Here is a 26,352-nt window from a genome sequence, read left to right as displayed (position 1 = left end):
CCGCGCATGGGGTGGGTCACCGGGCACGCGATCGCGATCTTCTCGGCGTTGCTGGCCGCGTTCTGGGCCGCCGTCGGCATCGTCGTTCGTCAGCGCGTGGCCCGCGCCGTCCCGGCCGACAAGGGCATGTCCACGGAAGTGGCGACGACCGTCTTCCGCGAACCGATGTGGTGGGCGGGGATGATCGCCGCGATCGCCGGTTACGTGTTCCAGGCCGTTGCGCTGGCCCACGGCTCCCTGCTTCTCGTGCAGCCGCTGCTGGTCTCGTCGCTGCTGTTCGCGCTCCCGCTGAACGCGCGGCTCGCGCGCCAGCGCGTCCCGTGGGCGGATTGGGGCTGGGCCACGCTGCTGACGGTAGCGCTGGCGGTGTTCGTGCTCGTTGGGCAGCCGCGCGAGGGACACAACCGGCCGGCGCTGCCCGCCTGGACGCTGGCGCTGGCGATCAGTGTGCCGTTGGTGATCGTCTGCGTCGCCGCCGCGCGCCGCGCCATCGGAACCTTGAGAGCCATGCTGCTGGCGATCCCCGTCGCGGTGCTGCTCGGCATGGTCGCCGTGCTGACCAAGATCTGCGCTCACCGCGTGGCGGTCAGCGGGTGGGACTCACTCTTGACCGTTCCCGCCCCGTATGTGCTCGTGGCGGCGGCGATTGCCCTCACCTTCGTGCAGCAGGCCGCGTTTCACGCGGGCGCGATGCAGGCGTCGGTGCCGATCATGCTGGTGGGGGAACCGATCGTGGCCGTGCTGCTGGGCATGGTCGTGCTCGGCGAGCACGTCGGCGTGCACGGGCCCCGGGCGGCGGTCCTCATCCTGGCGGTCGCCGCGATGGTCGCGTCGACGGTGGCACTGGCCCGCGACCAGGTGACATGCACAGAGAATTCCATGCCGCCGCAAGCACTTTCGGATGCGGACATGACGTCGACCGCCACCGCCGGGCGAGCCCGCTAGCAGCGACGCTTCGCCAATCATGGCCGGGCTCAACGCTCTTCGGCGACCCTGACGCGCGTCACGTCGGTGGGCCGCACCCGTTCACCGCAGACGTCACAGGTGTGCCCCACCGACAGCTCGTGATCGTGGTGACGCACCGACACGGGCGGCTGCTCCACCGCCCACCGGTCACCCCACTGGCGCAGCACGTGCAGCACCGGAACGAGTTCGCGCCCCGCGTCGGTCAGGTAATAGGCCGAACGCGGCGGCGTCTCCTGGTATTGCCGCCGCTCCAACACGCCCGCCGCGACCAGTTCCTTCAGCCGGAGCGCCAGGCGGTCCCGAGGGGCGGCGGTGTTTCGCGCGATCTCGCCGAACCGGTGGTGTCCCAGGTTGATCTCGCGGATGATCAGCAGGCTCCACCGGTCGCCCACAATCTCCAGGGCGGCCGCGATCGAACAGGGGCTGCCCCGAACGACGGGGGTCTGCAACGGCCCCATCGGCTTCGCGCGTGCTGGCACGACTACAAGGTTTGCATATCAAACCGTCATGCCGCTAGTCTCGGGATCCGTGATGGTTCGGAAATCAAACCGATACGCACGTTGGGCGTTGCCGGCCGTGGTGGTCACCGCGGTGTTCATGTCGAATCTCGATCTCTGGATCGTCAACGTCGCGCTGGTGGACATCGGCCGCGGCTTCGGCAGCCGACTGCCCGACGTGTCCTGGATTCTCGACGCTTATGCGATTGCACTGGCCGCGTTGCTGATTCCGGCCGGACGCCTGGGTGATCGGATGGGGCACCGCCACGTCTTCCTGGGCGGCGTCGCCGTCTTCACCATCGCCTCGGCGTGTTGCGCCGTGGCCCCCGATCTGGCCGTCCTCGTGGCCGCCCGCGTCCTGCAGGCCGTCGGCGCCGCCGCACAGTTGCCCACCTCGCTGGCCCTGCTGATGGCCTCGGTCCCACCGCACCGGCGCACCAACGTCGCACGAGGTTGGGCCGCCGTGGGCGGGCTCGCGGCGGTGTGCGGCCCGGTGTTCGGCGGATTGCTGGTGACCCTGAGCTGGCGCTGGGTGTTCGTGGTGAACCTGCCGGTCGGTGTTCTCGGCTGGCTCGTCGGCCGCAAGGTCCTGCCGTCCGGAGAGGCGCGCCGCAGCGAGCCCATGCCCGACTTCGCGGGCAGCGTCCTGCTCGTCGTGGCGGTGGCCGCCCTCACCGGGGCGCTGGTGCAGGCGCCCACCTGGGGCTGGACGGGGAGCGGCACCGTGGGGCTGCTGCTGCTCGCGGCATTCGGCGCCGCCGCCTTCGTGTGGCGCTCGTCGCGGCACCCGCGGCCGCTGCTCGAGCTGCCCCTCTTGAGGATCCGGAACTTCGCGATCGCCAACATCGCGTTCTTCGCGTTCAGCGCCGCGTTCGCCATCATGTTGCTCTCGAATTCACTGTGGTGTCAACAGATTTGGAAGTACAGCGTCCTGCACACGGGACTGGCCATGGCCGCGGGTCCGGCCTGCGTGCCGATCGTGACGTTCGCCTCGAGTCGCCTCGTACACCGAATCGGGCCCGGTCCCGTGGCCGCGATCGGCAGCGTGACCTTCGTCGCCGCGGTGGTGTGGCGGATCGCCTTTGCGCGAATTACCCCGCACTACGCCACCGATCTCCTGCCAAGCCTGCTGCTCAGCGGGGTCGCCGTCGGTCTGACTCTCAGCACGCTGATGGCGGCGGGTGCGACGGCCCTGCCACCGGTGCGCGCCGCGACCGGCTCGGCACTCGTCAACTCCGGCCGGCAGGTCGCGTCGGCGTTGGGCGTGGCGGTGCTGGTGACGGCGCTGGGACCCGTCGGCTCGGTGCGGGACTTCGTGACCGGGTGGTGGATTGCGGCCGCCTTCGCGGTGGCGGCCGCCGGAATCAGCCTGACCCTGCCGCACGTGCGCTCCGAGGTGTCCGCCGCCGCGTCGCTTCCGGCCGCCCCGCCGGGGACAGCGGTTCCCGAACCGGCCTGACGGCGGTCCGTGTTCCGGGCCACTGCCCACAGCGGAACAGTGGTGTGACGCCCGGACGTTGAACGAACCATGACGTCCATCAGGGGGAACGACGCCGTTGCCCGCCGAGTGCCCGTCGGCCTCGCCGACCGGCTCCTCGACATCAAGCGCATTTACCACGAGCCGAACATCGACCGATTCCCGCGCGCCCGCGAGGTGCTCGACAGGTTTCCCGACGCCGAGCGCATCCCGGTCCTCTCGCACCAGGCGATTCCCGGCCTGTACGGCAACGAGGGCAACGTCGAGGACTGGGTCCGCATCAAGCGCGAGGTGCTCGTGCTCGGCGAGAAGAAGAGCCTCTCCGCGCGGCGCAACGAACGGTCCAGCGACTGGATCGCGCCGTCCACCGCCAACGGCTGCGCCATGGCGTGCGCGTATTGCTACGTCCCGCGCCGCAAAGGCTACGCGAACCCGATCACGGTGTTCGCCAACATCGAAAAGATCACCGGGTACCTCGAGCGGCACGCCGCCCGGCAGGGCGTCAAACCGGAGCCCAACCAGTGCGACCCGGTCGACTGGGTGTACGACATCGGCGAGAACAGCGACTGCTCGGTCGACGCCCTGGTGTCCGACAACGTCCGGGATCTCGTCGACCTGTTCGCGCGAATCCCCAACGCCAAGGCCAGCTTTGCGACCAAGCTCGTCAACCGCGACCTGCTGGCCTACGACCCGCGCGGCGGCACCCGGGTGCGATTCAGCCTCATGCCGGAGGACACGTCGCGCGTCGTCGACGTGCGGACCTCCAAGATCGCCGACCGCATCGCCGCGCTCGACGACTTCGTCGACGCCGGCTATGAGGTGCACCTCAACCTCAGCCCGGTGATCGTCTACGACGGCTGGCTCGACGACTATGCGGAGCTGCTCGACCAGGTCGCCGACGGCACCAACGAGCGCACCAAGCAGCAGCTCGCCGCCGAGATCATCTTCCTGACCCACAACGAGGGTCTGCACGAGGTCAACCTCGGCTGGCACCCCAAGGGTGAGGACCTGCTCTGGCGGCCCGAGCTGCAGCAGCTCAAGCGCAGCCAGAGCGGGCAGTGGAACGTGCGCTACAAGAGCCAGTGGAAGGGCCGCTGGGTGCAGGAGCTCACCGACCTGTTGGCGGTCAAGCTGCCGACCTGTCGCGTGCGCTACGCATTCTGAAACGCCTGCGGCGCAAGGGGATTCCGCGTCTCAGCGGCCGCGCCACTCCGGCTTGCGCTTCTCGCGCCACGCGCGGATGCCCTCGGCGACGTCCTCGGTCGCGCCGGCCACCTTGCGCATCGTCTCGCCGAAGCGGACGGACTCGATCCACCCCATGTCCGCGGTCCGCCAGGCCACCTCCTTGGTGGCGCGCTGCGCCAGGGGAGCGGCCTCGGTCAGCGTCCGCGCCCACGCCCGGGCCTCGTCCTGCAGCGCCTCGGGCTCGACGAGCTTCCACACCAGGCCGATCTCCCTGGCCCGCGCGGCGCTCATCGGCTTGCCCGTCAGCAACAGCTCCATCGCGTTGGCCCACCCCACCCGCTGGGGGAGCCGGATGGCCCCGACGATGGTCGGCACCCCGATCGACACCTCGGGGAAGCGGAACGTGGCCTCGGTGCTCGCAATGACGAAGTCGCAGAACAACACCCCGGTCAAGCCGTAGCCCATGCACGGGCCGTGCACCGCGGCGATGGTCGGCTTGAACAGCTCCATGCCGCTCTCGAAGGAGTTGATGGTCGGCTTCTCCCAGAAGGTGCCGCCGAACGTGCCGACCGCGCCCTCACCGTCCTTCAGGTCCGCGCCGGCGCAGAAGACGTCGCCGTTGGCCGTGAGGATGCCGACCCACGCGTCGAGGTCGTCGCGGAACCGGTCCCACGCCGCGTTGAGGTCCTGGCGCAGCGCGCCGTTGATCGCGTTGCGGGCCTCGGGACGGTTGAGGGTGATGGTGGCGACGTGGTCGTCGAGCTCATAGGTGACCAGGCTCATGACGGTGCCTAGTCCGGCGGCTCTTTCTCCGCGTTCGCCGACCCGATGGGTTCGGCGTTCTCCCGCTCGCTGGGCTTGCCGGGCACATCCTCGGCTTCCCGCTCGTTGGCGACCTTCTCGTCGAGCTGGTCGACGATGTTCTCCAGCTGCTCAGTGCGACTCAGCGGCTCTTTGTCGGGTTCCGTCATTTCGCTTCCGTTGATGTCCGATCGTCCACGGGGCCTCCCGTCGACGCGAGGGCGGTGGGTAGTCATACCCTGCCGCGTCCTTCCCAATCCGGGAAAGCATACGGCGTCCTTCGCCACCTCACCCGGCGCGGATCGCGCGGGCGCCGGCATCGGGCCGTCATGGCGGCGAATTGACCTGCGCAGCAACGTGATCCGTTCACGACGGTCGCGTGCCGCCGATCCGGTTGGCGAGGGCGGTGCCCACCGCGCGTGCGCCCAGCGCGTTGGGGTGCAGAGGCGCGGCCAGGTGGGTCAGCACGAATCCTTCGAAGAACCGGTCCTGGGCCGGCGCGCACATGTCGTGTCCGACCGACACGGGCCGCGTGTCGAAGAAGTCGACCCCCTCGGCGGCGGCCAGCGCCCTCTGGGCCTCGTCGAGCTCGTCGACCTTCGCCTGGAAGTAGTCGGCGTCCCTGGGGTTGATTGGCTGCTGGCCGAAACAGCCCCCGGGCCGGATGTAGGTCCCGTACCCCACCAGCACGATCCGCGCGTGGGGCGCCTTCGCGCGCACCGCGTCGACCAGGGCCCGCCACGCCGGCGCCTGGCCGCGGATCGCCGCGCTGAACCGGTCGCCACCGCCCGCGGCGAAGTCGTCGAAGCAGGGCGGTTGCGTCAGCGAACTCCTGCGGCAGGCAGCGGCAGTGCTCGCCAGCCCGACGTCGTTGCCTCCGATCGTGATGGTGATCAGCTCGGTGTCGGCGCCGACGGCCTCGATCTGCGGGGGTATGGCCCGGTTGCGGGTCTGTTGCGCATGGACCGTGATGTCGGCGCTGGTCGCGCCGCTGCACGTGGCGTCGTCGAAACTCCGCGCCCCGATGTCGCGCGCCAGCACCGAGGGGTAGTCGTTCGTCGACCTGAGGCACTCCGGCGGGTCGGCCGCATCGGGCACGAGCGGCGCCGCGGCCGCCGAGTCGCCGAGCGCCACGTACCGCAGGCCCGGAGCCGGCTCGGAACCGAGGTGAATGGGTGCCGCGCAGGCCGCGGCGGCCGAAACGCAGACGGTTGCGGCGCAGCGGGAAGCCACGCGCGCCCACCGGAGAGTCGCTGACATCGTCTTCGCCAGCGCCCGTTTATCGGATGGAGACCGCCGCGGTCAGCTGACCTTGGCGTCGCTGGCCAGCTTCTCCGCCTCGTTGAGCAGATCGAGGGCGCTCTTGGAGGTCTGGTCGGCGATGCTCTTGACGAACATCCCGCACACGTTCACCAGGCCCGCGACCAGCCCTTCGCTGCCCAGGCGGGTGGCGTGCTCGAGGACGCTCGGCCCCAGCGCGGACGGATCCCCCTGAAAGAACGTCTTCATGACGTCGATCGCCGCCAACGTGTTGGTCTGCTGTTCTTTGGTCCAACCCTGTGCGTCGCTCACCTTGCGCCTCCCCGCGGTCGTAGTGTGCCGAATCCTTCACGAACCGATCCCAGCATCTGCAGATCAGTCTGTCATCGAGCGTGCCGCCTCGCCGACCGGCATCGGATTTATAGCACCTATCCTGGCCGGAGTGGCCGAACCCTCTCTCGAAGTGTCCGCTGCGGAACTGCGCAGACGCCTCGACGGCCTGACCCTCCGCGACGCGGCCCGCCTCGGCCGGCGGCTGAAGAATCTGCGGGGCGGGCAACCCGAGAAACTGCGGCAGCTCGCGACTCAGATCGGCGACGCCGAGTCGCTCGTCGCGGCCCGGTTGGCGGCCGTCCCCACGATCAGCTATCCGGAACTGCCGGTGAGCGAGCGGCGCGGGGAGATCGCCGACGCGCTACGGGCACACCAGGTGATCGTCGTCGCCGGCGAGACGGGGTCGGGCAAGACCACCCAGCTGCCCAAGATCTGCCTCGAGGCCGGTCGCGGCATCCGCGGAACGATCGGGCACACCCAGCCCCGGCGGCTGGCCGCCCGCACGGTCGCGCAGCGGATCGCCGACGAGCTGGGCAGCCCGCTCGGCGATGTCGTCGGCTACACCGTCCGTTTCACCGACCAGGTGAGCGACCGCACACTGGTCAAGCTCATGACCGACGGCATCCTGCTGGCCGAGATCCAGCGCGACCGCCGGCTGCTCCGTTACGACACCCTGATCCTCGACGAGGCCCACGAGCGCAGCCTCAACATCGACTTCCTGCTCGGCTATCTGCGTGAGCTGCTGCCGCGTCGCCCCGATCTGAAGATCGTCGTGACGTCGGCGACCATCGAGCCCCGGCGCTTCGCCGAGCACTTCGGCGGCGCCCCCGTCGTCGAGGTCTCCGGGCGCACCTACCCCGTCGAAATCCGTTATCGGCCTCTGGAAGTCGCGGTCGCCGTTGGGGCCGACGACGATCCCGACGACCCCGACCACGAGATCGTTCGCACCGAGACCCGCGACGAGATCGAGGCGATCGTCGACGCCGTCGCCGAATTGGAGGCCGAACCGCCCGGCGACGTCCTGGTGTTCCTGTCGGGTGAGCGCGAGATTCGCGACACCGCAGAAGCTTTGGCGGGTCTCAGACACACCGAGGTGCTGCCCCTGTATGCCCGCCTGCCCACCGCCGAGCAGCAGAAGGTGTTCGCGCCCCACGCCGGGCGCCGCGTGGTGCTGGCGACCAACGTCGCCGAGACGTCGCTGACGGTGCCGGGCATCCGCTACGTCGTCGACCCCGGCAACGCGCGCATCTCGCGCTACAGCCGCCGACTGAAGGTGCAGCGGCTGCCGATCGAACCGATCTCGCAGGCGTCGGCGGCCCAGCGGGCCGGGCGGTGCGGCCGGGTCGCGCCGGGGGTGTGCATCCGCCTGTACTCCGAGGACGACTTCGCGGCCCGTCCCCGCTACACCGACCCCGAGATCCTGCGGACCAACCTCGCCGCGGTGCTGCTGCAGATGGCCGCGCTGAGACTCGGTGATGTCGAGAACTTCCCGTTCCTCGACCCACCCGACCGGCGCAGCATCCGCGACGGCGTGCAGCTGCTGCAGGAGCTTGGGGCCTTCGACGCCCACGGGGAGATCACCGACCTCGGCCGTCGCCTGGCCCGGCTGCCCGTGGATCCCCGGCTGGGCCGGATGATCCTCGCGGCCGAAAAAGAGGGCTGCGTGCGGGAGGTGCTGGTGCTCGCCGCGGCGTTGAGCATTCCCGACCCGCGGGAGCGCCCGGCCGACCGCGAGGACGCCGCCCGCCGTAAGCACGCCCGCTTCGCCGACGACAACTCGGATTTCCAGTCCTACCTCAACCTCTGGAAGTATCTGCGTGAGCAGCGAAAAGGATTGTCGGGCAGTCGCTTCCGCCGCATGTGCCGCGACGATTTTCTGCACTACCTGCGCATCCGCGAGTGGCAGGACCTGGCGGGGCAGCTGCGCAGCATCGCCCGGGACTTGGGCATCGTCGAATCCGACGAGCCGGCCGACGCGGCGAGCGTGCAGGCGGCGCTGCTCGCCGGGTTGCTGTCGCACGTCGGCATGCGTCGCGAGGACGCGCGCGAGAACAGCCGGGAGTTTCTGGGGGCGCGCAACTCGCGGTTCGTCTTGGCGCCCGGCTCGGTGCTCGCCAAACGGCCACCGCGCTGGGTCGTGGTGGCCGAACTGGTGGAGACCAGCCGTCTGTATGGGCGCACGGCCGCGCGCATTCAGCCCGAGCTGGTGGAGCGCGTGGCCGGTGACCTGGTGCAGCGCACCTACAGCGAACCGCACTGGGACGCGGCCCGCGGGGAGGTGATGGCCTACGAGCGGGTGACCCTTTACGGTCTGCCGCTGGCCGCACGCCGACGGGTGGGATACGCCCGCGTCGAGCCCGCGGTCGCGCGCGAGCTGTTCATCCGCCACGCGCTCGTGGAGGGCGACTGGCGCACGCGGCACCACTTCTTCCGCGACAACGCGCGGCTGCGGTCCGAACTCGAGGAGCTCGAGGAGCGCGCCCGACGCCGCGACCTGCTGGTGGGCGACGACGACATCTACGGCCTCTATGACGCCCGCATCCCCGCCGACGTGGTGTCCGCCCGGCACTTCGACGCGTGGTGGAAGAAGCAGCGGCACAAGACGCCCGACCTACTGACATTCACGCGCGACGACCTGTTGCGCGTCGACGGGGATTCCGCCGGTGACCGGCCGGACGCCTGGCGGACGGGTGACGTCGCGCTGCCGCTGACCTACCGGTTCGAGCCGGGCGCCGCCGACGACGGCGTCACGGTGCACGTGCCCATCGACGTGCTCGCCCGCCTCGGCGGCGACGAATTCGCCTGGCAGGTACCGGCCCTGCGCGAGGAACTGGTCACCGCACTGATCCGCTCTCTGCCAAAGGATCTGCGCCGCAACTTCGTTCCCGCTCCCGACGCCGCCCGCGCGGTGCTGGCCGGCATCGACCCGGGAAGCGAACCGCTGCTGCCGGCACTGCAACGCGAATTGCGGCGCCGCAGCGGCATTTCGGTGCCGATCGACGCGTTTGCCCTCGACAAGCTGCCGCCGCATCTGCGCGTGACGTTCGCCGTCGAGGCCGCCGACGGCACCGAGGTCGCGCGCGGCAAGGAGCTAGCGGAGCTGCAGGGGCGGCTGGCGGGGCCGGCGCGCCGGGCCGTCGCGCAGGCGATCGCCGGCGACCTGGAACGAACCGGACTGCGCGGTTGGCCCGACGACCTCGACGAGTTGCCCCGCGTCGTCGAGCGCACCGTCGACGGGCGGGCCGTGCGGGGATTTCCGGCGTTCGTCGACACCGGCGCCGCCGTCGACGTGCGGGTGTTCGCCACTCCCGCCGAGCAGGAAGCCGCCATGGCCCCCGGCCTGCGCCGGCTGCTGCGGCTCAGCGTCCCGTCCCCAGGGAAAGCGGTTGAGCGCCAGCTTGATACGCGAACACGCCTGATGCTCGGCTCCAACCCCGACGGCTCGCTGTCCGCGCTGATCGACGACTGCGCCGACGCCGCGGTGGACGCGCTCACGCCCGGGCCGGTATGGACGCGCGAGGAATTCACCGCCCTGCGCGACAAGGCGGCTCGGGCGTTGGTGCCGACGACGCTCGACGTCCTCGGGCGCGTCGAGACCGTGCTGTCCGCCGCGCAGGAGGCGAGACTGGCCGTGCCCGCGCAGGCGCCGCCCGCGCAGGCCGAAGCGATCTCGGACATCCGAGCTCACCTGGACCGGCTGTTGCCGCCCGGGTTCGTCACCGCCAACGGCCGCGCCCACCTCGCCGATCTTGCTCGCTACCTGATCGCAATTGGCCGCCGCCTGGACCGGCTGCCGCACGCGGTGGGGGCCGATCGGGAGCGGATGGACCGCGTGCGGACCGTGCAGGACGCCTACGACGAACTCGTGCGCGGGCTGCCGCTGGGCCGGGCGGCGGCGGCGGATGTCCGCGACCTCGCGCGGCAGATCGAGGAACTGCGGGTGAGCCTATGGGCGCAGCAGCTGGGCACGCCGCGCCCGGTCAGCGAGCAGCGCATCTACCGGGCGATCGACGCGCTGGCGCCGGATCGACGTTAGCGCGCGATCCACTCGACCTTCTGCACGCTGGCGTCGATTCGATGCGGCCGCCGCGCCGCCTAAGGTGCAAAGTCATGGCACCGACACCACGTCCCCGCCGATCCGCCCTCTACCTGCCGGGCAACAAGCCCCGGGCGCTGGAAAAGGGGGCGAAGCTGCCGGCCGACGTGCTGATCTTCGACCTCGAGGACGCCGTGGGTCCCGATGCCAAGGCTGAATCGCGGGTGCGGGTGTGCGAGGCCATTTCGTCCGGGGGCTACGGGCCGCGCGAGATCGTGGTACGCGTCAACGGCCTGGACACCGAGTGGCACGACGACGACGTGGCCGCGGTGGCGCGGTCGACCGCCCACGGCGTGCTCGTGCCGAAAGTCGAGACGGGGGAACAGGTTCGGAGTCTGGTCACCGCGCTCGACGCGTGCGGCGCTGCCGAGTCGATGCAGCTGTGGGTGATGATCGAGACGCCGCGGTCGTTCCTCAGGGCGGAGGAAATCGCCTCCGCCAGCGACCGTTTGGCCGCGTTCGTGGTCGGCACCAACGACCTGGTGAACGACCTGCACGCGCTGCACCTGCCGGGACGTGCGCCCATCGTGCCGGCGTTGGCAATGGCCGTGCTCGGCGCGCGGGCGGCCGGGAAGGTCGTCCTCGACGGGGTGTTCAACGACATCGGCGACGAAGCCGGCTTCCGGGCCGAGGCGCAGCAGGGCCGCGAGATGGGTTTCGATGGCAAGACGTTGATCCACCCGTCCCAGATCGGCCCCGCCAACGAACTTTTCGGCCCCTCGGCCGACGAGCTGGCCGACGCCCGAAAGGTGGTCGCGGCGTACGAGGAGGCTCAGGCGGCCGGCAGCAGCGTCATCACGGTCGACGGCCGCATGGTCGAGAGCCTGCATGTGCGCAACGCCCAGCGGCTGCTCGCCATGGCCGACTTGATATCCGAAATGGCCTCGATCTCCTAGACTCGGGCTCGAACCTGCCGGGGGCGAAGGAGCGCCGATGAGGTTGACCCGAACCACGGTCGCGGCGATCGCGGCCGTCGCCGCGGTCGCCGCGGGCTGCTCGAACGGCAAGTCGCCGTCGGGCTCGACGTCCAGCCAACCACCTTCCTCGAGTTCGGTGACGTCGTCGCAGCCGATGCCGCCGTCATCGTCCGCTGCGCCGGGCGGCGCACTCGACCAGTCCACGTGCCTGAACATCTCGTTCACCAAGGACAACCTGATGGTCGCCCAGAAGCAGGACGACGCGCGCAGGTTCGCGGACACGCTGGAGAAGTACAGCCCGCCCGAGCCGGTGAAGGCCGCGATCGAGCACTTCGTCACCACGGTGGGCGCGCAGCCCACGGATCCGGACCTCGACGTCAACAGGGATCAGCTCACCAACTGGATCAAGCAGATCTGCCCCATGGTGAATCCCTGAGGCGGCAGCCGCAGCGGCTGCGACGTGGGGGGACTTGGCTTGGGTGGGTGGCGATCGCTTCCCACTCTCAACATATACGGCATGGGGGGCTTGCCGCAAGACCCGGGTCGTGGCGCAAAATCGCTGGCCGAGAGCACGATTCACTGACTCGGGGGTGTGGGATGCGACAGGGCGAACAAATTGCCGACCATGCGGTGGTGGTCACTGGGGCCGGACCGACGGGGTTGATGCTCGCGGGGGAGTTGGCGTTGGCGGGTGTGGACGTCGCCCTTGTCGAGCGGCGAGCCGATCGGGACCTGATCGGTTCGCGCGCGGGCGGCCTGCATGCGCGCACCATCGAGGTGCTCGACCAGCGGGGCATCGCCGACCGGTTCCTCGAGCGGGGCGACGTCGCGCAGGTCGCGGGATTCTCGCAGATTCGTCTCGACATCAGCGACTTTCCCACCCGGCATCCCTACGGGCTGGCGTTGTGGCAGAACAGCATTGAGAGCATCCTCGCCGACTGGGTCGATGAGCTGCGCGTGCCCGTCCACCGCGGCCGTGAGGTGACCGGTCTGGCGCAAGATGGCGCCGGCGTCGACGTCTCGCTCGGCGACGGGCAATCACTGCGCGCGGGGTATGTCGTCGGGTGCGACGGCGGACGCAGCGCGGTCCGCAAGGCCGCGGGCATCGACTTCCCGGGATGGGAGGCCACCCAGAGCTACCTCCTCGCGGAGGTGGAAATGGCCTTCGCGCCGGGGGGAGAACCCGAATGGGGAATCCGCCACGACGATCTCGGGGTCCACGCCCTGAGCAGGACGGAGGATTCCGGACCGGCCCGCGTGATGGTCACCGAGCGCCACGCTGGGCCCTCCGGTGACGCATCGCTCGACGACCTTCGCGACGCGCTCGTCACCGTGTATGGCACGGATTACGGAATCCACAGTCCCGCATGGATTTCCCGTTTCACCGACGCCGCACGGCAGGCGGCGGCGTACCGCGACCGGCGCGTCCTGCTGGCCGGGGATGCGGCCCACGTGCATCACCCGGTGGGCGGTCAGGGGCTGAACACCGGGGTGCAGGACGCGGTGAACCTGGGTTGGAAGCTGGCGCAGGTGGTCAAGGGGACATCGCCCGACAGCCTGCTCGACACCTACCACGCCGAACGGCATCCCGTCGGCGCCCGGGTGCTGCGCAACGCGATGGCGCAGATGGCGCTGCTTCGTCCGGACGATCGCACGAAAGCGCTGCGCGACGTCGTGTCGGACCTGCTCGGCATGCACGAGCCTCGCGAACGGTTCGCCGCGATGATGTCCGGTCTGGACATCCGTTACGAACTCGGCGACGGGCATCCCCTGCTCGGGCGCCGCATGCCCGACCTCGACCTCGTCACCGCCGACGGCCCGCGGCGGGTGTTCGCCCTCCTGCACCGCGCGCGACCGGTGCTGCTCAACCTCGGTGACGCCGGGGCCTTCGATGTCGACCTGTGGGCCGATCGCGTCACGCTGGTCAACGCGAAACGTGTTGGTTCTTGGGAGATTCCGGTGTGCGGCGAGATCCCGGCGCCCACCGCCGTGCTGATTCGTCCCGACGGGCACGTCGCCTGGGTGGGGGAGCACGAGGATGCTCAGGACCCCCGTCTCCCTGAGGCGCTCACGACGTGGTTCGGGCCGCCTCGCGCGGCCTGAGCGGCCGGCGAACTCAGGCAGGCCACCGCGAGGACAGCGCGCGCGGCGCCCACGCCGGCCAACCCGCCGCCCCGATGAGGTAGCCGCCGTTCAGCTGCGCGACGATGCGGGGACCCTTGATGGCGCTGTTGTCGTACACGGTCGCCGAGTCACACCGCAGGATCGCGGAGGCGACCAGCGGCCAGAGCCGTTGGAAGCGCTGGCGGATCTTGTCCTCGGGCACGTCGTGCCCGCCGGCCTTCACCCGATATTGGACGCGCCGGACGGCCAGCTCCTCGGGGACGATGACGACGTGCAGCACGACGGTGTACCCGCCCGCGTGGGCGGCGTCGATCAGCTCCAGCTTGGAGGGGTGGGAGAACACGGTCTCCGCGATGAACGAGCGGCCGAGCTCGATCAGCCGGCCCCGCGTCTCGGCGGCGACCCGGGCCGCGTCGTAGGCGTGCGCGGTGGGGTCGGCCGGCCAGCGAAGCCGGGCGATCTCGTCAGCGTTGACGAAGACGCTTCGCGGCAGCAGGGGTGCGAGCGTGAACTCCACGAACGTGGACTTGCCGGCTCCGTTGGGACCAACGACGAGGTCCAGCCGGTTCATCGGGCAGTGGCATTGCTTTCGCGCCGGGCGCGTCGGCGGGGGGCGGGGGCGACCACCGAAGAGCCGTCGGGCCGGTGTTCCACGATCTCGCCGGCCTCGTTGAGGGCCACGGTGGCGATGCCGCGCCGAGCCAACCGGTCGCCGTAGTGGGACTGGGCGAGGCCTTCTTCGATGGCGGCGGAGATCTCGGCGTTGAACACGACGCCTTCCTCGACACCAAGCTCGCGCAGCTCCAGGTCTCCGGCGAGCGCCGCCTCCACCCGTCGGCGCGCCGCGGTGTGCTGGCTGGACACCGCGCGGCCGACGCGGGCCCAGTGATCGAGTTGCTGCTTGGCCGAGCGGCTCTGCCGCGCGCCCTCGGCCGCGGCGCTGTCCATCAGGTCGGCGGCGAACCGGGTGACCCGGTCGGCTGAGTCAGCCATGCGTCCTCATTCCTGTAGCAATCTGTAACGATTGTAGCGGATTGCTACGGCGCCGGGGGAGGCTCGCACGTACGGATCCGTATCGGGCCGCGCCAGTCGGCGTCGGGATCGATCACCCGACCGCCCTGCGTGATGCTGACGCTGCCGTCCCGCGCGAGCTCGCGCGCGGCCGCGGTCGCGTCGGCCATCAGGTCTCGCCACCCTTTCCCGCCGACGGCGCGGGCCGCGTCCGACGGACAGATGCTGCTGCCGTGGCCGCGATGCTGGGCCAGCGCGCGGATCGCCGACCGCAGCCGTTGCGACACGGGGCCGGCGCCCAGAGCGACGGCGGCATCGTCGGCGGCCGAGCCGCCGCCAGCGCAGGCCCGGTGCAGTTCGGCGCGCAATCGCTCGTCCACCTCACCATTCAAGCCGAGAACCCAATCGCAGGAATCTCGCGCGGGACGTTCCGTGTACCCGAGCCACACAGTCGGCGCGGGGAATCCGGCTCCTCCGGGCCCGGGCAGGCCGAACGACCCGAGTTTTCGGTAGGTTGAACGCGGTTCCGTACGACCCGAAGGGAGACCCCGTTGCGCCAGACCGCGGCCATGGCGGAGGCCGACCGCACGTGGATGATCGACACGCTGCTCGCCCTCCTGCAGACTCCCAGCCCGTCGGGGCGCACGGACGCGGTGATGCAGCTCATCGGCGACATCTTCGACGACTTCGGCGTTCCGTTCTCCCTGACCCGCCGCGGCGCGCTGACCGCCGAACTGCCGGGCGCGTCGCCGACCATCGACCGGGCCCTCATCGTGCACGCGGACACCATCGGCTGCATGGTGCGACGACTCAAGGACAACGGCCGCCTGGAGATCATTCCGGTAGGCACCTTCTCGGCCCGGTTCGCCGCGGGCGCCCGCGTGCGGATCTTCTCCGACGACCCCGACGAGTTCGTCACCGGAACCATCCTGCCGCTCAAGGCGAGCGGGCACGCGTTCGGTGACGAGATCGACACCCAGCCGACGGACTGGGAGCACGTCGAGGTCCGCGTCGACCGCAAGGTGTCGTCACGCGAGGACCTACTCCGCCTCGGCCTCAACATCGGCGACTTCGTCGCGCTGATCGCCAGCCCCGAACTCACCGCCGACGGCTTCATCGTCTCCCGTCACCTCGACGGGAAGGCGGGCATCGCGATCGCACTCGCCCTGGCCAAGAACATCGCCGAGAACAAGGTGGTGTTGCCGCACCGCACGACCATCATGGTCACCATCACCGAGGAGGTCGGCCACGGGGCCAGCCACGGCCTGCCCGCCGACGTCGCGGAGTTGATCTCCGTGGACAACGCGGTGTGCGCGCCCGGGCAGCACTCGATCGAGGACGGCGTGACCATCCCGATGGCCGACCTGCACGGAGCGTTCGACTACCACCTGACCCGCAAACTGTGCCGGCTCGCCGATGAGCGTGGCATTCCGTGTGCGCGAGATGTATTCCGCTACTACCGATCTGACGCGGCCGCGGCGATCGAGGCGGGCGCCGGGACGCGGGCGGCGCTGGTCGGCTTCGGTGTCGACGGCAGCCACGGCTGGGAGCGCACCCACCTGGATTCCCTGCAGGCGGCATACTGCCTGCTGCACGCCTGGCTGCAGACGCCTCTGACGTTCGAGCAGTGGGACGCCAAGCCGTCGGGCAAGCTGCGCGACTTCCCCTCGTCGAAGCAGCCGGCGCCCAGCGAGCGCTGGGTTCCGTTGGCGCGCGGCGAGTTCGACGAACCCGGCGAGGCGTCGCCCGGTTCGCACTGGCCTCCGTCGGAGGGTCCTCAGCCCTGAGCCGGGCCTCGGCCGGAATCGGCTGATCCCGAGTTCCGCGCGTGAAGGGCGCGGTACAGCTCGGCGCGGGAGCGGATGTTCAGCTTGCGGTAGACGCGGCTGAGGTTGACTTCCACCGTCTTCGGGCTGATGAACAGCGCGGCGCCGATATCGCGGTTGGTCATGCCCGAGACGGCAAGTTCGGCGACGCGTTCTTCGGTGGCGGTCAGACCGTCTTCGCGGCGGGACGCATAGCGGGCGAATGCGGCTTCGGCGCGTTGGGCCCACACGGCCGCGCCAAGCCGCTGGAAGGTCTGCCGGGACTCGAGCAGCGTCGCGGCGGCGGCCTCGCGGCGGCGGAGGCGGCGCTGCAGCTGTCCGAGCAACAGCTGCGTGCGGGCGCGCTCGAACGGCATGGGCACGCGATCGTGTTGGATGACGGCGCGCTCGGCGGACGCCGCGGCGGCCGCGAAATCGCCGTGGGCGGCTTGCAACATCGCTCGGCACCGCAGCCCGACCGCAAGCGCCCATGCCCGGTCGCGTCGGCGTCCGTTGCGCTCCAAGGCGTCGACCAACGGCTCGGCTTCCTCCAAACGACCGAGCCCGATCATCGCCTCCACCGCCTCGGGAACGAACGACCAGGAAATGATCTCGGCCGCCTCGGGGAACATGCGCACCATGGGCAGCAGCGGTTCGAGGGCGCTCATAGCGGCGGGATGGTCACCACTTGACACTTCAACGAACCCGGCCAGTGTGGCCGGCCACTCGGCCAATCGCGTTGAGCCGCAGCGCCGGCCGGCCGCGATCGCCTCTTGGAGGTCGTGACGGGCGTCGTCGAGTCGGCCGGCGTAGGCGGCCACCGCGCCGCGCACCGTCAACGCAATGAACAGGGGGAAATCGCCGCCGAGTTGTAGGGCCAGCTCCATCGTCATGTCCGCCGACCTCGCCGCACTGCCGAAGCGGCCCAGCCAGATGTCGACGAGCACAAGGTGGAAGCCGACGAAGATCAACTCACCTTCCTCGCCGCGGACCAGACATTGCTGGCCCAGCTTGTCGAGTTCCTCACGCGCCCTCTCCAAGTCACCGGTCCACGCGCGCAGCAATGTCATCTGGGCGCGTGCTCGCAACGCCATAGGAACACGCATGGTCGGATCTTCCAACTCAACAGCGCGATGCATGGCGCGCTCGTCGAAGCCACGGCCCGACATGAAATCCAGCACCGCCCGCATGCCCAGCGCGGCGCTGAGGAGGGCCGCTGCCCCCATTAGCTCTGCGTCGTCAACGGCTTGCTGCACGCGCTCATAGGCCTGGTCTGGCCGCCCGGCGTTGACCAGAGCGAATGACAGACTCACCAGGATTCGCACGCGCAACCCGGTATCGTCACCGCTGTCGCGAAGCGCGGACTCGAGCAACTGTGCGGACTCGAGGAAACTGTCGTCGGAGAGCCGCACCAAGCCGAGCTCATGCAGCGCTTCCGCGCGAAGGGGACCGGACGGCAGCTCCGCCACGACGGCGTCGAGAATCCGCCGAGCGCGTGCGGGTTCGCTGGCATCGGAATGGTATCTGGCGCACAGAATTCTGTGTTCCGAACTGTTGGCTCCCAGGCCGATGGCCAGCTCCAAGAGCTCGGCCGCGGCAGCCGGCGCTCCTCTGTCACGCGCGATGCCGGCGGCCGAAACGAGTGCGCTCACCGTCTCCGGCTGACCTGAGGTGTCGGACAGCGCCAGGTGGCGGGCGCGCAACTCGGGCTCGGTGGTGAGTTCGGCCAGGCGCCAGTGCATCTCACGCCGACGCGCGGGGGTTGCGGCGCTGTAGACGCCATGCGCCAGGATCGGGTGCGTGAACCGAACGTTGTTGCCGTTGATCGTCAGCACACCGTTGGTCTCAGCGGTGCCCAGTGACCGCACCACCTGATCTGGCGTCGACTCGGTCGCAAGCGCCAGCACCGGCACCGTCGGATCGGGAAGACTCGCCATGGCGAGCAAGACGTCTTCGGCCCCTACCCGGCTGATCCTCGCGCGCACGAGTTCGTCGAGGCTAGGCGGCAGGCCCAGTAGGGAGCCGCCGCCCTGCGCACCGAGTTCGCGCGCGAATTCCAGGGCGTAAAATGGGTTGCCGCCCGTGATGTGGTGTATGCGCAGCAACGTGGGCCGGGGGACGGAGCGGCCGAGGCGAAAGACCAGGATCTTGTGGATGTCTCCAAGCGGCAACGACTGCAGGCGAATCCGGCGGAGAGCATCCGGGACGGGTGTTTGCAGCGCCGACGCCGCCTCCTCGGTGCGGGTTGTGCATACCAGCGCCACACCGGGCGGCAGCCGTCGCGCCGCATACGACACCACGTTCGCACTCGACCGGTCCATCCATTGCAGATCGTCGATCGCGAGCACCACCGGACCTTCGGCCGCGAGCCGGCCGGTCACGGTGACGAACGCCGCCGCGACCGCCCGGGGATCGATGTTGTGCGCCTCCTCCCGGTGACGCAACAGCGCCGCGTCCAACGCCTGCTTCTGCGGCAGGGGCGCGTCCGCCCACACCGCATCGTCGACACCGCTCAGTAATTCGCTCAGCACGGTGTATGCCAGCACTGATTCTGCGGCGGCGGCACGGCAGCTCAGCGTGCGGAAGCCGAGCGCACGCGCGCGGCTCACCGCGTCGAGCCAGAGCGTCGTCTTGCCGATGCCGGGTTCACCCTGGATGACCAGAGCGCCAGACTGGGCGGGTACGGAAGCGAGAAACTCTGTGACACATTGTTCTTCGGCCATCCGGCCGACGAACTGCTGCGCCATCTCCGGCCCCCGCGTCGTCGACGTCAGGCCAGGCCGGCACGAACTTGAGAGCGAGCCAACCGCCGCCTCGCCCTAGGCCCCCCACCCATACTCTGGCTCCCTCCCGGTCAGCGCGCGGTTCTCCGGCGTGCGGTAAATGCTCGAGCAAAGTCGGTCAGGAGCACAATTCTGCCTCAGCGGCCGCCGGAAATCGTGTCGAGGGCCTTGCCCGTCTTCTTGAAGGCGTTGCCGGGCGTGGGTGGCAACTGGTCGCGCGCGAAGCTGCCCACTCGCATCATCGGGCCTACGAGGATGTCGAACACGCGGGGGAGAAGACGGTAGCCGGCGAGCATGGGGTAATTCGTCGAGCCGACCTGGCGCTCGCTGGGGCGCCCGGACTCGGTGGCGGCGACGATTGCTCGCGCGACCTTGGACGCTGGGTCGTTGATCGGCAGCACGTGCGCGCGGCGCCCGAAATAGTTGGCCGCGGCCCCGTACACCGCGGTGTCCACCGCGCCGGGGTAGATGCCGTGCACCACGATGCCCGGCAGTTCGCGCGTTTCCTGCCGAAGCGTCCGGATGAGCGCCGTGATCGCGAATTTGCTCACGACGTAGGCGCCCATGTACGGGACGGCGGCCTGCCCCAGCACCGAACCCACCACCACCAATTGCCCTCGCCCGCGGTCCGTGAAATGGCAAATTGCGCAACGGGAGACGTTGGCCGCACCCAACACATTGGTGCGGATCACCTGGTCGAAGATGTCAGCCGGTAACTGGGTGAAGCGGCCGAACGCCGCCAGGGCGGCATTCTGAACAACGACGTCCAGTGCGCCGTAGCGATCGACCACCGCGTCGAAGAGCTCCTCCACCTCGCTCCGCTCAGCGATATCGGTCGGCCGCACCAGGACGTCGGCCGCGCCCGCTGCGCGGCAAGCGGAGGCGACCCTCTCGAGACGGTCGGCGCCGCGCGCCGCGAGCACCAGGCTGCAGCCGCGCCCGGCGTACCTGAGCGCGGTCTGCTCGCCGATGCCGCTGGAGGCGCCTGTGATCAGCACGGTCTTGGTCGGGTTGGTCGTCATCGTCCTCCTCGGAACTACCAGGCGGGAGAAGTTCAGTTTCTTAACGAACATGGATTACCCGCCGCCGGCGCCCGCAATCATCCGCGCCTCGGCCGTTCTCAGCGGCCAACCCGTCCAGGCCGCGGCGGTCGCGGCCCTTCGACGACAGTGACCGCATCCCGAAATCCGCCCGCTGAAAGAGGATTCGTGTCAGCACGCGTTTAGAGCCGCCCGATCTGTGAATACTGCCCAGGCACGTACCCCGCGAACGTTGCAGGGCGCATCGTGCTCGCCCTTCATCGGCGATGTGTCCAAACACTCGAGCCGGTATTCACAGAAAAGGAACGGAATGTCGTCACGTAACACCTTCGTCCGCTCTCTGCACGACCTCGGTGCCGCCGCCTGGTTCGGCGGTGCGCTGATGGGAGCGGTTGGCCTGAACGGCGCTGGAGCCGCGGTCCGCGATCCCCGCGATCGCACCTGCGTCACGGCGTCGGGGTGGGCGAAATGGGGACCCGTCAACGCCGTCGCCGTCGGTGCGCACTTGATCGGTGGAGGCGCCATCCTCTACACCAACCGCGGCCGGGCGAAGTATCAATCGGGCGTCACCTCAAACACCGCCGTCAAGATCGCTGTGACCGGTGCGGCGCTGGCGGTCACCGCATACAACCGGGTCCTCGGCGCCAAAGCCAGTCAGGGACAGGAACATCCGGTAGACGGAGCGACCGAGCCTTCGTCCGCGACGCCAACCGCGGCCGCGTCGGCTCAGCAGCAGTTGCGTTACCTACAGTGGGCGCTCCCCGCACTGACCGGTTCGATCATCGTTCTGGGAGCCCAGCAGGGCGAGCAGCAACGCCCCCATCAGATCGCCGCCGGGGTCGGCAGCAAGCTGGCGCGCACAGTGCGGGACTGACCGACACCGAACACGTGATTCGGGTCGGCGGCGAGGAGGCGCGCGATGACCAACCGTTTCGCGACGGTCAGGCGCCGTCTCGCGCCCCGTACGCCGCGGCGATGGCGGACGAGTCCGACCAACCGGAGTAGGTGGGGCGCGACGGCCAGCCCTCGGGCGAATCGAGCCATTCCTCCTGGCGCCCCCACGGCAAAGTGTCGATGAGCCCGAACGTGTGGCTGAGTTGCTCGGTGCCACGACCGTTCGTGTGCCACGTGCGGTAGACGGTGTCGCCGTCACGCAGGAAGACATTGACCCCGAAACCGCCGCCGGGCGGCGCGTCCATGTCTGCGCCGAACGTGCTCTCCGACGAGGAGTACCACTCCATGCGGTTGCCGACTTTCCACTTGTAGGCGAGAGCGTCGTCGATCGGGCCGTTGGTCACGATCACGAAGCGCGCGTCGTAGTTGTCCAGGAATTCCAGTCGGGTGAATTGCGACGTGAAGCCCGTGCAACCGCTGCACTGCCACTCCGCGCCGTCCGCCCACATGTGGTGGTAGACGATGAGTTGCGATCGCCCGTTGAACACGTCCACCAGGCGGACGGGCCCGTCGGCGCCGATCAGGGTGTAGTCGGGGAGTTGCACCATCGGCAGGCGCCTCCTCTGCGCCGCGATCGCATCGAGTTCGCGGGTGGCGGCCTTCTCGCGCTTACGCAGGTCGTCGAGGGCGGCGCGCCAGGTCTGATGGTCGACGATTGGTGGCAGGGCGGTGGGCATGGGTCGCACCCCTTCTCTCGATGTGCTCGGTCTCAGGGTATGACCGGCGGCGGCACTGGAAGTCATCGCTGAGCGGCTCAGCGCGTCGCCACTGCGGAATTGTGCGCGCTGTCGCCGGCATTTCTGCGCGCCGACAATTGCGAGTGTGGCCGCAGCGGTGCACATTCTGCGCGAACGGCCGTCAAACAATTCCACCGCTCTGTTCCCGAGCGCACTTCGGCAATTCAAAGCTATCCCGAAAACGAAATTCTGATACCGCATACGCTTATGCGCCGAACACTTATTGTGTTCCGTCGGCGCATTTATATCCTCCGAGAATCGCGATACGTATGACGCTCCGAGGATTGAGGCCTGAGCCCTGACAAGGACATCGCCCTACGACCGGCGCAGCTCCCGCGACCCGGGGTGCGGGAAAGACTGGGTGAGCCCGGAGGGAGCCAACGACCGAGCGGCCGCGGCGACGCTCACGGCCCTCGACGCAGCGGTTTCAGCGGCCAGGCGGGCCGAGTCAGCACGTTCGCGCCCGTGGGTGGTGGGGCGGAAAATTCGCCCCGCGCTTCCGCGAAACCGTGAGGACTTCAGTCGCCGATAAGAATCGCTTGTCGGAGCGTCGCCACGAGAGAGTGGCGTTCACCCGGAGCTTGTGGCCGCGGCGGTCGATGCGTTATCGAGGTGAAATACTTTCGGCGTCCCATGTCTGGATGACCATTTCGTTTCGATGCCCATTACCGGTGACAGTCGCGCCGGACATGTCGATGCGGATTTGGACGGCGTCGGCCACCGATCCGCCCGTTCCGGATTCCGCCGACACCATTAAGCCATTTGGCTGGAGCAACAACGGGGCAAGCCACTGCGCCCGACTCGGCGCCGGCATCGAGACCGGGTGGCCGTTGGTCGCTGGCGCGGCTCGTGTGGGCGAAGGGGTCGGGCGGGGCAGTGGCTTCGGGAGCTCGCCCTGGCCGGCGACTTGCTGCGCGTTCGCGGCGGAACAGTCCGGACATCGCCCCCAGAAGATGACTTCGGCCTCGTCGAGCCGGAACCCATTGGTCTGAGAGGCGGTCAAGCAGGGTGCGGCGCCGACGGCGCAGTCGAGGTCAGCAATCGACCCACAAGCTCGACAGACGACGTGATGGTGGTTGTCACCCACCCGGGATTCGTACCGCGCGGCCGAACCGGCGGGCTGAATTCGTCGCAGCAGACCCGCGGAAGTCAGCGCGTGGAGGATGTCGTACACGGTCTGTCGCGACACGTCGGGTAGGCAGTCACGCACCGCTCGGATGACCGTCTCAGCGTCGGAATGCGGACTGGTGTGCACGGCATGGAGCACCGCAATTCGCGGGCGCGTGACGCGCAGATCGACCGTACGCAGGCGTTCGGCGTAAACCGTGGCCAAAGGCATCTGCACCATTCGACATTCTTTCCCGGACCTGATCAAGCCCTGACCCTTCATCGAAGTCGTCTCTTACCGCACATATTGCAACCATTTGAAAGGTGTTAGGGCGGCGCAGCCAACGTTAGCCGCCCGAGGATCTTCACGTGCATTTTGGCAGAAATTCCACGAGATTTCCCGCTCCAATTTCGGGGAAGAACTCCAGCGAATTGGCTTAAAAACATTCTTTTGGTTGGCGTTGAAATGAAAACACCAATTTTCGGTCTGGTGTGGCGTGAGTCACATCCCACCGGCCGCCCGTCGTGGCGGTGAGCCGCATCTCCCGTCCGAGGCCAAGGCGCTCCGCGGAACGTCACGGCGAGGTCCGACTCCAGGCCCGTGCATGCGCGGCTGACCTCGCAATCCCGGCTGTACCGTTGGAACCGTGACGGTCTTGCGGCAACTCGATGCGGTGCGGGACTCACTCGGTGCGGGCCTGTTCCAGATGGTGGCAGGCCCCGACGGCCCGGCACAACGCGCGCGCATCCATGAGACGCCGGGGCCGCGGTGGTTCGGCGAGAACCGCCCGATCCGCAGGGTCCACGCGGACGCCTCCATGTTCGTCGGCGGACTGCGCGCACTCTTGCTGCAGTCGTTGCACCCGCTGGCGATGACCGGCGTCGCCGAGCACTCCGACTACCGGGGTGACCCGTGGGGACGACTGCAACGGACCAGCACCTTCCTGGCCGTGACGACATTCGGCACCGCCGACGACGCACAGCGCGCCGTCGACCGGGTGCGCGGAATCCATCGACGGGTTCGCGGGGTGGCGGCCGATGGCAGGGCCTACTCCGCCACAGATCCGCACTTGCTGGAGTGGGTGCACATCGCCGAAGCCCAAAGCTTCCTCCTTGCCCACAAGCTCTACGGCGCGAAACCGCTCGACCGGGCCGGCCGGGACGGATATGTGGCAGACATGGCCGAGGTGGCCACCCGGCTCGGCGTGATCGACCCGCCTCGCACCGAGCGTGAGCTATCCGAGCGGATCGAGACCTACCGTCGCGAGCTGCGGAGCACACCCGCGGCGCGAGATGCCGCACGATTCTTATTGCTGACGCCGCCGCTGCCGATCGCCGCACGGGCGCCTTACGGGTTGCTGGCGGCGACGTCCGTGTCGATGCTTCCGGCCTGGGCGCGCATGCCGTTGCTCCTGCCCTACCTGCCGCCCATCGAGCGCACCGTCGTCCGGGCCGCCGGCCGCGCGCTCGTCGGCGGCATCCGTTGGGCGATGGCAACGCCGCGCTAGCCGCCGGTGACCGCCGCTCGGGCCAAGTCCGCTGTGGCGGAACGCAATTGGTCAGCCGACGTGAGGCGTTGCGGGAAGCCGACCCGCGTGTAGGCCACCCCGCGCGGGGTGTGCACGCGCAGGTCGAGTCCATAGCGGTCGATCCCCGTGCACACGGCGGTGTCGGTGTCGGGGTAGCCGCCGAACGCCCGCGCCATGGCCGCCAAGGCGTCGGCGTGGTCGGCGTTGAGGTGCGCGAGGGCCCTGCTCGCCGCCGGCGCGACCGGATCCGGCTCGGCGGCGGCGTACTGTCCGCCGCTGGCCGAGTCCATCCGGCCGTATCCGCCTACCCAGCGCACTCTTTCGACTGAGAGCATCCACAACGTGAAGTCGCTGAAATCGATGTAATGACGGGCGGCCGGCACCGCGTCGAGGTAGGCCATCCTCGCCGCATTCCGTTCGGCGGCCGACGGCCGGGTCACGCTGCCGGACAGGGTGATTCGGCTGCCGGCCAGGGGATCGGGGTCATTCGTCGCCGCCACGATGGACAGGCTCGCCCTCGGATCGGCGGCCAGGTTGCGCCCGTGCTCGGCCAGGGCGGACACGCACAGCACCGGCGCCCCATCCAACAATCCGTAAGCCACCAACGACGCCCACGGGTCGCCGTCGGCGGTCAACGACGCCAGCGTGGCGGCATTGCCGGCCGCCGCGATGGTGCGCGCCTGTTCCGCCGCGGACGGCCGGGCGTCGGAATCCGGCGGGCGCAGTGGCGGCGGCGCGGAAGGCGCGTCCCCGGGGTCGCCATGATCGCGAATCACCACGAACGCGAGGCTACGTGGTGCCCGCGCGAAACCGTTCGGCAGCCGCCATCAAAGCTCGAACGGACGGGCAAGCAAGATCGGCCTCGCCGCCGGCGTCAGCCGATCGGCCGCCAGGCCCCCAGCACGGCATTTCGATACCAGCCCGTGCGGTCGCGAACCTGGACCCCGACGCGGCCCTGGGCGCTGACCCGGCTGTCGATGATGTGGCCGTCGTCGACGTAGATGACGACGTGCGAGGCCTGGTCCGAGTCGCCCTGGGGGTGCAGGTACACCAGGTCGCCCGGCTCGAACGGACCGTCCGCGGGGATGTGGGTTCCCATCGGACCCGCCGTGCCGTCGGCCTGCTGGTGGATGCCGCCGCCGAACTTGACGCCCAACCCGTAGTTGTAGACCCACGCGGTGAAATTCGAGCAGTCCAAACCTTGCCCGGATCCCCAGGCGGTCGAGCCCTCCGGAGCGTCGGTGTCGGGATTCTCGGCGGGTGCGCCGGCGTAGGTGGAGGTGGGCGGCGCCCACGCCGGGATGTGGTGGTGGCGGTATTGCAGGCCCAGTGGATTGTCGGGGGAGTAGATGTAGCGCGCCGCGACGGCCAGGATGCGTTCACGCTTCCAGGTGGTGGTGTCGCAACCCGCGTTCTGCGGAAGGTCGGGCGCCGGGAGGGCGTTCGCCCGCGGGCCCCATCCTCCGTTCTGGTAGTGCCCCTGCGCGTCCGTGCGGTACCAGGCGTCCGGCGGCTCCTGGCTTTGCGGCAGCGCGTCGCGGGCGGCGAAATCCGCCGTCAGCGAGCCCGAGTTGCAGGAGAAGGGGTACGGCAGGGTGCCGCCGTCGGCGCGCGAGAACCCGGGCACGGCGACGTACGTGAGTATCAGGAGCGCGCACGCGATCACCACTCGGAACTTCGATCGCTGCGTCAACAGGCCCTCTGCTCGGTCGAGCGGTTCGCGCCAACGC

The 26,352-nt window shown here is 69.4% G+C and carries 23 protein-coding genes and 1 pseudogene; 10 read left to right on the top strand and 14 right to left on the bottom strand.

Annotation, left to right across the window (positions count from 1 at the left end):
* Positions 1–6 precede the first annotated feature (6 nt).
* Positions 7–945, top strand: coding sequence for a DMT family transporter (locus GPY60_RS19975; protein WP_197283754.1), 939 nt, complete (start codon positions 7–9; stop codon positions 943–945).
* A 29-nt stretch (positions 946–974) separates the two neighbouring features.
* Here GPY60_RS19975 and GPY60_RS19970 read toward each other — a convergent pair whose 3' ends face one another.
* Positions 975–1,445: a winged helix-turn-helix transcriptional regulator gene (locus GPY60_RS19970; RefSeq protein WP_231639742.1), complete on the bottom strand. Its 471-nt coding sequence runs from the start codon at positions 1,443–1,445 to the stop codon at positions 975–977.
* A gap of 52 nt (positions 1,446–1,497) precedes the next feature.
* On the opposite strand from GPY60_RS19970, the gene GPY60_RS19965 reads away from it, so the two are divergent.
* The gene (locus tag GPY60_RS19965; protein ID WP_197283753.1) at positions 1,498–2,922 is read left to right on the top strand and encodes an MFS transporter; all 1,425 of its coding nucleotides are present in this window, start codon (positions 1,498–1,500) and stop codon (positions 2,920–2,922) included.
* A 69-nt stretch (positions 2,923–2,991) separates the two neighbouring features.
* Positions 2,992–4,104: a spore photoproduct lyase family protein gene (locus tag GPY60_RS19960; RefSeq protein WP_156689425.1), complete on the top strand. Its 1,113-nt coding sequence runs from the start codon at positions 2,992–2,994 to the stop codon at positions 4,102–4,104.
* Between the two features lie 30 nt (positions 4,105–4,134).
* Here the strand turns inward: GPY60_RS19960 and GPY60_RS19955 are convergent, their stop codons facing one another.
* The 4 genes from GPY60_RS19955 to GPY60_RS19940 form a co-directional block, all read right to left on the bottom strand.
* Positions 4,135–4,908: an enoyl-CoA hydratase/isomerase family protein gene (locus tag GPY60_RS19955; RefSeq protein WP_156689424.1), complete on the bottom strand. Its 774-nt coding sequence runs from the start codon at positions 4,906–4,908 to the stop codon at positions 4,135–4,137.
* An 8-nt stretch (positions 4,909–4,916) separates the two neighbouring features.
* Positions 4,917–5,096, bottom strand: coding sequence for a hypothetical protein (locus GPY60_RS19950; protein WP_156689423.1), 180 nt, complete (start codon positions 5,094–5,096; stop codon positions 4,917–4,919).
* Between the two features lie 196 nt (positions 5,097–5,292).
* Positions 5,293–6,159, bottom strand: coding sequence for an SGNH/GDSL hydrolase family protein (locus GPY60_RS19945; protein ID WP_197283752.1), 867 nt, complete (start codon positions 6,157–6,159; stop codon positions 5,293–5,295).
* A 69-nt stretch (positions 6,160–6,228) separates the two neighbouring features.
* Complete coding sequence (locus GPY60_RS19940) at positions 6,229–6,498, bottom strand: hypothetical protein (RefSeq protein ID WP_156689421.1); 270 nt, start codon at positions 6,496–6,498, stop codon at positions 6,229–6,231.
* A 121-nt stretch (positions 6,499–6,619) separates the two neighbouring features.
* Here GPY60_RS19940 and hrpA point away from each other — a divergent pair, with 121 nt between their 5' ends.
* The 4 genes from hrpA (at position 6,620) to GPY60_RS19920 (ending at position 13,635) form a co-directional block, all read left to right on the top strand.
* Entirely contained in the window at positions 6,620–10,555 is a 3,936-nt protein-coding gene (gene hrpA, locus GPY60_RS19935; protein WP_370462772.1) for an ATP-dependent RNA helicase HrpA, read from the top strand.
* A 74-nt stretch (positions 10,556–10,629) separates the two neighbouring features.
* Complete coding sequence (locus GPY60_RS19930) at positions 10,630–11,511, top strand: HpcH/HpaI aldolase/citrate lyase family protein (RefSeq protein WP_156689419.1); 882 nt, start codon at positions 10,630–10,632, stop codon at positions 11,509–11,511.
* Between the two features lie 37 nt (positions 11,512–11,548).
* A complete protein-coding gene (locus tag GPY60_RS19925; RefSeq protein ID WP_156689418.1) occupies positions 11,549–11,968 on the top strand; it encodes a hypothetical protein in 420 nt (139 codons plus the stop codon).
* Between the two features lie 161 nt (positions 11,969–12,129).
* On the top strand, positions 12,130–13,635 hold the full coding sequence (locus tag GPY60_RS19920) for an FAD-dependent monooxygenase (RefSeq protein WP_156689417.1): 1,506 nt from the start codon (positions 12,130–12,132) through the stop codon (positions 13,633–13,635).
* A gap of 13 nt (positions 13,636–13,648) precedes the next feature.
* Here GPY60_RS19920 and GPY60_RS19915 read toward each other — a convergent pair whose 3' ends face one another.
* The 3 genes from GPY60_RS19915 to GPY60_RS19905 are packed head-to-tail and all read right to left on the bottom strand — an operon-like array spanning position 13,649 to position 15,047.
* A complete protein-coding gene (locus tag GPY60_RS19915) occupies positions 13,649–14,227 on the bottom strand; it encodes a zeta toxin family protein (RefSeq protein ID WP_156689416.1) in 579 nt (192 codons plus the stop codon).
* A complete protein-coding gene (locus tag GPY60_RS19910) occupies positions 14,224–14,649 on the bottom strand; it encodes a TA system antitoxin ParD family protein (protein WP_156689415.1) in 426 nt (141 codons plus the stop codon). Before GPY60_RS19910 ends, GPY60_RS19915 begins: the two co-directional genes overlap by 4 nt.
* A 44-nt stretch (positions 14,650–14,693) precedes the next feature.
* A complete protein-coding gene (locus GPY60_RS19905) occupies positions 14,694–15,047 on the bottom strand; it encodes a DUF3253 domain-containing protein (RefSeq protein ID WP_156689414.1) in 354 nt (117 codons plus the stop codon).
* Between the two features lie 171 nt (positions 15,048–15,218).
* On the opposite strand from GPY60_RS19905, the gene GPY60_RS19900 reads away from it, so the two are divergent.
* Complete coding sequence (locus tag GPY60_RS19900) at positions 15,219–16,454, top strand: osmoprotectant NAGGN system M42 family peptidase (protein ID WP_156689413.1); 1,236 nt, start codon at positions 15,219–15,221, stop codon at positions 16,452–16,454.
* Here GPY60_RS19900 and GPY60_RS19895 read toward each other — a convergent pair.
* The gene (locus tag GPY60_RS19895; protein WP_231639741.1) at positions 16,445–19,219 is read right to left on the bottom strand and encodes an AAA family ATPase; all 2,775 of its coding nucleotides are present in this window, start codon (positions 19,217–19,219) and stop codon (positions 16,445–16,447) included. The genes GPY60_RS19900 and GPY60_RS19895 overlap by 10 nt on opposite strands.
* A gap of 173 nt (positions 19,220–19,392) precedes the next feature.
* Positions 19,393–20,277, bottom strand: a complete 885-nt coding sequence (locus GPY60_RS19890; protein WP_156689412.1) for an SDR family NAD(P)-dependent oxidoreductase — start codon at positions 20,275–20,277, stop codon at positions 19,393–19,395.
* Between the two features lie 250 nt (positions 20,278–20,527).
* On the opposite strand from GPY60_RS19890, the gene GPY60_RS19885 reads away from it, so the two are divergent.
* Positions 20,528–21,169, top strand: a complete 642-nt coding sequence (locus tag GPY60_RS19885; protein WP_231639740.1) for a hypothetical protein — start codon at positions 20,528–20,530, stop codon at positions 21,167–21,169.
* A gap of 67 nt (positions 21,170–21,236) precedes the next feature.
* On the opposite strand, the gene GPY60_RS19880 is transcribed toward GPY60_RS19885, so the two are convergent.
* Positions 21,237–21,926, bottom strand: a complete 690-nt coding sequence (locus tag GPY60_RS19880; RefSeq protein ID WP_156689411.1) for a DUF899 domain-containing protein — start codon at positions 21,924–21,926, stop codon at positions 21,237–21,239.
* 958 nt (positions 21,927–22,884) lie between these two features.
* Positions 22,885–23,325 (bottom strand): annotated as a pseudogene (locus GPY60_RS27200) (Fur family transcriptional regulator); the annotation flags it as partial.
* Between the two features lie 475 nt (positions 23,326–23,800).
* Here GPY60_RS27200 and GPY60_RS19870 point away from each other — a divergent pair.
* Positions 23,801–24,601: an oxygenase MpaB family protein gene (locus GPY60_RS19870; RefSeq protein ID WP_156689438.1), complete on the top strand. Its 801-nt coding sequence runs from the start codon at positions 23,801–23,803 to the stop codon at positions 24,599–24,601.
* On the opposite strand, the gene GPY60_RS19865 is transcribed toward GPY60_RS19870, so the two are convergent.
* Entirely contained in the window at positions 24,598–25,401 is an 804-nt protein-coding gene (locus GPY60_RS19865) for a HugZ family pyridoxamine 5'-phosphate oxidase (RefSeq protein WP_156689410.1), read from the bottom strand. The genes GPY60_RS19870 and GPY60_RS19865 overlap by 4 nt on opposite strands.
* Positions 25,402–25,496: 95 nt before the next feature.
* Complete coding sequence (locus GPY60_RS19860) at positions 25,497–26,315, bottom strand: NlpC/P60 family protein (RefSeq protein ID WP_197283751.1); 819 nt, start codon at positions 26,313–26,315, stop codon at positions 25,497–25,499.
* Positions 26,316–26,352: the final 37 nt, after the last annotated feature.

The organism is Mycobacterium sp. Marseille-P9652, from assembly GCF_902652685.1.
Classification (GTDB): domain Bacteria; phylum Actinomycetota; class Actinomycetes; order Mycobacteriales; family Mycobacteriaceae; genus Mycobacterium.
The sequence above is the reverse complement of the archived record's forward strand: the minus strand, read 5'-3'. Positions and strand labels throughout refer to the sequence as shown.

Bases quoted from the DNA above. Each gene is read 5' to 3' on its own strand.
- GPY60_RS19880 (WP_156689411.1), bottom strand. From the start codon at position 21,926: ATGCCCACCGCCCTGCCACCAATCGTCGACCATCAGACCTGGCGCGCC.
- GPY60_RS19920 (WP_156689417.1), top strand. From the start codon at position 12,130: ATGCGACAGGGCGAACAAATTGCCGACCATGCGGTGGTGGTCACTGGG.
- GPY60_RS19965 (WP_197283753.1), top strand. From the start codon at position 1,498: ATGGTTCGGAAATCAAACCGATACGCACGTTGGGCGTTGCCGGCCGTG.
- GPY60_RS19950 (WP_156689423.1), bottom strand. From the start codon at position 5,096: ATGACGGAACCCGACAAAGAGCCGCTGAGTCGCACTGAGCAGCTGGAG.
- GPY60_RS19870 (WP_156689438.1), top strand. From the start codon at position 23,801: ATGGTGGCAGGCCCCGACGGCCCGGCACAACGCGCGCGCATCCATGAG.
- GPY60_RS19975 (WP_197283754.1), top strand. From the start codon at position 7: ATGGGGTGGGTCACCGGGCACGCGATCGCGATCTTCTCGGCGTTGCTG.
- GPY60_RS19925 (WP_156689418.1), top strand. From the start codon at position 11,549: ATGAGGTTGACCCGAACCACGGTCGCGGCGATCGCGGCCGTCGCCGCG.
- GPY60_RS19890 (WP_156689412.1), bottom strand. From the start codon at position 20,277: ATGACGACCAACCCGACCAAGACCGTGCTGATCACAGGCGCCTCCAGC.
- GPY60_RS19910 (WP_156689415.1), bottom strand. From the start codon at position 14,649: ATGGCTGACTCAGCCGACCGGGTCACCCGGTTCGCCGCCGACCTGATG.
- GPY60_RS19960 (WP_156689425.1), top strand. From the start codon at position 2,992: ATGACGTCCATCAGGGGGAACGACGCCGTTGCCCGCCGAGTGCCCGTC.
- GPY60_RS19895 (WP_231639741.1), bottom strand. From the start codon at position 19,219: ATGGCGCAGCAGTTCGTCGGCCGGATGGCCGAAGAACAATGTGTCACA.
- GPY60_RS19955 (WP_156689424.1), bottom strand. From the start codon at position 4,908: ATGAGCCTGGTCACCTATGAGCTCGACGACCACGTCGCCACCATCACC.
- GPY60_RS19915 (WP_156689416.1), bottom strand. From the start codon at position 14,227: ATGAACCGGCTGGACCTCGTCGTTGGTCCCAACGGAGCCGGCAAGTCC.
- GPY60_RS19930 (WP_156689419.1), top strand. From the start codon at position 10,630: ATGGCACCGACACCACGTCCCCGCCGATCCGCCCTCTACCTGCCGGGC.